Annotated in this window: 7 protein-coding genes; 6 read left to right on the top strand and 1 reads right to left on the bottom strand. The window is 64.4% G+C overall.

The features are described from left to right. Positions 1–222: 222 nt before the first annotated feature. Complete coding sequence (locus Q0G18_RS08965) at positions 223–1,047, top strand: hypothetical protein (RefSeq protein WP_297152222.1); 825 nt, start codon at positions 223–225, stop codon at positions 1,045–1,047. A 135-nt stretch (positions 1,048–1,182) separates the two neighbouring features. On the opposite strand, the gene Q0G18_RS08960 is transcribed toward Q0G18_RS08965, so the two are convergent. After that, positions 1,183–1,683, bottom strand: coding sequence for a hypothetical protein (locus Q0G18_RS08960; protein ID WP_297152219.1), 501 nt, complete (start codon positions 1,681–1,683; stop codon positions 1,183–1,185). Between the two features lie 134 nt (positions 1,684–1,817). On the opposite strand from Q0G18_RS08960, the gene Q0G18_RS08955 reads away from it, so the two are divergent. The 5 genes from Q0G18_RS08955 to Q0G18_RS08935 all read left to right on the top strand — a co-directional run. Then, positions 1,818–2,039 (top strand): hypothetical protein, encoded by a 222-nt coding sequence (locus tag Q0G18_RS08955; protein WP_297152217.1) that lies wholly within the window; start codon positions 1,818–1,820, stop codon positions 2,037–2,039. Next, complete coding sequence (locus Q0G18_RS08950) at positions 2,036–2,248, top strand: hypothetical protein (RefSeq protein WP_297152215.1); 213 nt, start codon at positions 2,036–2,038, stop codon at positions 2,246–2,248. Before Q0G18_RS08955 ends, Q0G18_RS08950 begins: the two co-directional genes overlap by 4 nt. Beyond that, positions 2,241–2,378 (top strand): hypothetical protein, encoded by a 138-nt coding sequence (locus Q0G18_RS08945; protein ID WP_297152212.1) that lies wholly within the window; start codon positions 2,241–2,243, stop codon positions 2,376–2,378. The genes Q0G18_RS08950 and Q0G18_RS08945 overlap by 8 nt, the downstream gene beginning before the upstream one ends. Beyond that, complete coding sequence (locus Q0G18_RS08940) at positions 2,368–3,018, top strand: N-acetylmuramoyl-L-alanine amidase (RefSeq protein ID WP_297152199.1); 651 nt, start codon at positions 2,368–2,370, stop codon at positions 3,016–3,018. Before Q0G18_RS08945 ends, Q0G18_RS08940 begins: the two co-directional genes overlap by 11 nt. Positions 3,019–3,763: 745 nt before the next feature. Continuing rightward, the coding region (locus Q0G18_RS08935) for a transposase (RefSeq protein WP_297152196.1) at positions 3,764–4,340 on the top strand (577 nt) is incomplete at its 3' end.

Genomic DNA, 4,340 nt, shown 5'->3' with positions numbered 1-4,340 from the left:
GTTGTTGGAGGACGGGTCCCTCCGCGCGATAGAGGCAGCGAACGCCTTCATGAGCTCGGACTTGCCGGAGCGGCGCATCCCCGTGATCACCTTGATGTCCCGGGTGCCCTCGAGCGCCCAAAGCCGCTCCATGTACGTACTGCGATTCACCCAAGCCATCATCCGCTCCTTATCGGTTTCGAAACTCGAATTTTTTCAAAGTTTCGAAACCGGGAAAGGTTGGTGAGCGGGTTCGAGAACCTGAGCGGTGTGGAGGACGTGACCCAGCTGTTCACCTCGTGCAGCGAGCTTCGCACCGTGAGCGCGACCTCGTTCGACAACTCCCAGATCAAGAAGTACACGAGCGTTCTCTACGGGTGCAGCAAGCTCGTGGGCGGCACCGACGGCTTTGTGCCGTCACCCTCCTCGGGGGCCTCCGTGCTCAAGCTGGGCACGGGCGGCGTGCTGACCGACCCCGAGAGCGACATCCGCACCTGGCTCAATGCCACGCTGTTCGTCGACGGCGAGCTGAAGATCGGCTTCGCCAAGGCCGACGCGGCCGGACGCGAGGTGCTGGCTGCGGGCAAGCTGTGCGCCAACGCCAAGTACAACGCGATCCAGGCAACCCCCTGGGCGTCCTTCGGCAAGAGCGTCAAGGCCGTGGCGATCGCCGCCGATGCGTCGAAGCTCGCCAACGTGAACCTGAACTACTGGTTCTACGGGTTCAACGCACTCGCGTCGGTTTCCGGCATGGCGAACCTGCGGGGCGTGGCCCGCATGGATCACACGTTCAACTCGTGCTCCGCGCTCGCCGAGCTCGACCTGCGAGGCATGAGCCCTGCGGCACTCGCGAGCATGGCCTACACGTTCGGAGCCTGCACGAGCCTGGCCAAGATCCTGGTCGATGCCGACTGGGAGCTTCCCAAGGGATGCACGGGCTCGTCCACATTCTACAACTGCAAGGCCATCGTGGGCGGCAACGGCACGGCCTACGGCTCCAAGCAGACGACGTGCGCGATGTGCCGAATCGACCGCGAGGGGCAGGCGGGATACCTCACTGCCAGGTAGCGGCTTGGGTCTGCATAAAATGGCACCCTTGGCGGCTGCGCAGGTGTCCTTCCTGCGCTGCTGCCAGGGGTGGGCGCGCCGCCCCCGTGGTGCGGGTTAGGCGATGTGATGTGGCGGCGCGCAGCGAGGACTTGCTTACTCCTCGTTGAGATATTGCTTTCGATCGGCCATGTGCTTTCCGGCGAGGGAACTCCCGTGACGCAGGCCGTCTGAGATCATCTCCTGGAAATAGGCGTCCTTCTCGTCGCAGAGGTCCTCAAGCTCAACCACTCGCGACGCCAAGCAGCCCGAGACGCCGCGCTCAATCTCGAGGTCGTCCGCCAACTGTGCGTTGTCTTCCAACAGCCGCTCGTTCTCTTCTCTCAGCTGATCGTTATCTCGAGCGTTGCCTGCGACATAGACTGCAGCGCCGACGACAACGGCGGCGCCAGCAGCAATCTCCTTCTTGTGCTCTTTGGCGAATTGAAAGGCCTTGACTGCACTCTCCTTAACGGCGGCGGGAATAGCTTTTGCCTTTTCGCGGACGATTTGCGTTAGGGACTTCTTCTCTGTTGCGTCAGGTTCGGGCTCGGCTTCCATCAAGGTCGTTTCCGAAGCTTCTTCCGATGTTTCTTCCCTGGACTCGAACTCGTCCATTTCAGCCTCCGTTCTTTTGCCATTGCCGCATTTTACCTCGCATTTTGCTCCAATGATTCAGCTGCCAGCTGATTTGTGACCGCAGTGGATGACGGGGCCGATGTAATTGGTCCATGTCCTGCCGGGAGATCCTTATGGAGTCTATTGCGGTGGCACTCATCGGCAGCGTCGTGACGCTGGTCGGGGTGATCGTCTCGAACTCGCGCAGCCGCGCGGTGATGGAGCTCAAGATCGATGAGCTCACCCGGCGCGTCGAGAAGCACAACTGCCTCATCGAGCGCACCTACAAGCTCGAGCAGGACATGGCCGTGGTCAGGCGCGACGTTGACGCGCTTAAGGAGAGGAGCGGCACATGAACCGTTTTCTGACAAGCAACGAGTGGCAGTGGCGCCTGTTGCGCACCGTCGTCCGGGGCGTCCTGGGCGTCGTGGTGGCGAACGTCGACCTGCTCATGGGCGTGGCGGTGCTCGACCCCACGTGGCGTGCGTTGTGCGCAGCCATGGTGATGGCCGTGCTCTCGCCCGTGATGGCGGAGCTTGGCAAGGCGGATGACTCCGATGAGTGAGTACGCGAGCGAGGAGGAGCGCTGGGAGGACCTGCGCGAGCCGGGCTACGAGCCCGCCGCGCCCAGCGACTTCAGGCCCGAGGAGGGCGAGGACGCAGGCTTCGAGGAGGTCGGCGCCAATGGGGCATAGCATCCTGTTCAAGCAGTGCGGAAGCGACCACATGACGCGCGGGCGCTCCCACGCCATCGACCGCATCGTGATCCACTACGCGGCGACACTGGCGTCGGCCCGCAACAACGCGATCTACTACTCGCGCAATGAGCGGCAGGGCTCGTCCGCGCACTACTTCGTGGACGACATCACCGACGAGATCTATCAGAGCGTGGCCGAGGGCGACACCGCCTGGCACGCCGGCAACTGGCTCATGAACTGCCGCAGCGTCAGCATCGAGGTCGTGAGCGCCGGCGAGGACTACAGCGAGGTCGAGGTGGGCAAGCTCGCCTGGCTCGGACAGACCCTCATGAAGCGCTACGGCATCTCCGAGGGCGGCGTCATCCGCCACTACGATGTGACGGGCAAGGTCTGCCCTGCGCCCTACATCGCGGCCGGGTGCTGGGCGGCGCTACGCTCGCGCATCTGTCGCGGCATCGCGTCCTCGGGCACGACGGCTGCGGAGTCTTCTGGTAGCTCCTCCGCTCCCTCGGGCAACGTGGCGAGCCTAGCGCGGCGCGTCATCAACGGCGAGTTCGGCAATGGCGAGGCGCGCAAGCGACGGCTGGGCTCCAACTACGCCGCCGTGCAGCGCCGCGTGAACCAGGTGCTCTCGTGAGTCGGCTGAGAGAGGAAGTGATGTGGGCGCTGGCGGACGCAACGGCATTGCTGCTTTGCGTGGCGCTGGCGCCCTCAGGTGTTCTTGCCCGGCCGCTCACCCGCGCCCCCTTCGTTCCGCCGCCTTTCAGCCAATAGCGTACAACATCGGGGCTTCCGATGCCGAGCGCTTCCGCGACGTCCCTGCAAGATGCGCCTTTTCGCGCCATCTCCATCGCCTTGCCCCGAACCTCGTCGCCGTAGGGTTCGAACTTGGCTCCGCAGGTCCTCCGCTGCGGCCCAGCCGCGTTTGCCGCCCAACGGCGCAGGGTCCTGCCGGAGATGCCGGACATCCTGGCGCTCTTCTCGAAGTCACCGGTGAGCGCAAGCATCTCGAGGGCCTTTTTTCTCGCGGATTGACTGTACACGCGAACACTCCTAACCGGACCGAATGGTCCAACTATTCGTCCGCACCCCCAGGGCGTGGCAGGGCGTCTTTTTGCGCTCGGAAGCGTTGAAAGCTCCTGTCTCGAAACTCAAGCACGTTTCTTATGCAAGCCGCCAGCTACAATCGCGAGTGAATCAACGCGGGCGGCTTGCGTGCCGTTCACAAAACCCCAGGTCGCAGATCTTTGCCATCGGCAAGACGATATGAGCAGGACATAAAAAGTTGGAAGCCCCTCCTGCATGCATATCCGCGGATTAGGCCGACAATAGCGGTGCCCGAACCGCCAGCGGCCACGCCGCACTCATGGAAGGGGCTTCCGATGAACAATGCTACCACTTTCGTAGGGCTCGACGTCCACGCCCGCTCGATAAAGGCCTGCGCCTTCGCGCCGGCCACGGGCGAGGTCGAGAGGAAGTCGTTCGGCTACGAGCCCGGCGAGGTCGCCTCGTGGATAAAGGGCCTCGCCCAGCCCGCGAAATGCGTCTACGAGTCGGGCGTCACCGGCTTCCACCTGTGCAGGGAATTGCGCGCGATGGGCGCCGACTGCGCCATCGGCGCGGTGTCGAAGATGCACAGGCCGGCCGCCGACCGCGGCCGCAAGACGGACCGCCGCGACGCGCACTTCCTCGCGGTGCAGCTGGCGCTCGGGGTGGTCGCCGAGGTGCACGTGCCAGACCCCGAGTGCGAGGGCGCGCGCGACTTGACGAGGGCGCTGGCTGATGCCCGGGACGACGCCGTGCGCGCCAAGCAGCGCCTGTCGAAGTTCCTGCTCAGGCACGGGCACGTCTACGACGAGAGGAACGCCGCCGGCCAGCGGAGGAGCCGCTGGACCAGGGATTTCTGGGCATGGGTCGGGCGGATCGACCTGGGAGACGCCTCCGCGACGGCCACGCTCG

Origin of the sequence: uncultured Ellagibacter sp. (assembly GCF_934636505.1) — a bacterium.
Lineage (GTDB): Bacteria > Actinomycetota > Coriobacteriia > Coriobacteriales > Eggerthellaceae > Ellagibacter.
Note: the sequence above shows the minus strand (reverse complement) of the source record. Positions and strands in the feature narration are given on the sequence as shown.

Bases quoted from the DNA above. Each gene is read 5' to 3' on its own strand.
- Q0G18_RS08945 (WP_297152212.1), top strand. From the start codon at position 2,241: ATGAGTGAGTACGCGAGCGAGGAGGAGCGCTGGGAGGACCTGCGCGAG.
- Q0G18_RS08950 (WP_297152215.1), top strand. From the start codon at position 2,036: ATGAACCGTTTTCTGACAAGCAACGAGTGGCAGTGGCGCCTGTTGCGC.
- Q0G18_RS08960 (WP_297152219.1), bottom strand. From the start codon at position 1,683: ATGGACGAGTTCGAGTCCAGGGAAGAAACATCGGAAGAAGCTTCGGAA.
- Q0G18_RS08955 (WP_297152217.1), top strand. From the start codon at position 1,818: ATGGAGTCTATTGCGGTGGCACTCATCGGCAGCGTCGTGACGCTGGTC.
- Q0G18_RS08940 (WP_297152199.1), top strand. From the start codon at position 2,368: ATGGGGCATAGCATCCTGTTCAAGCAGTGCGGAAGCGACCACATGACG.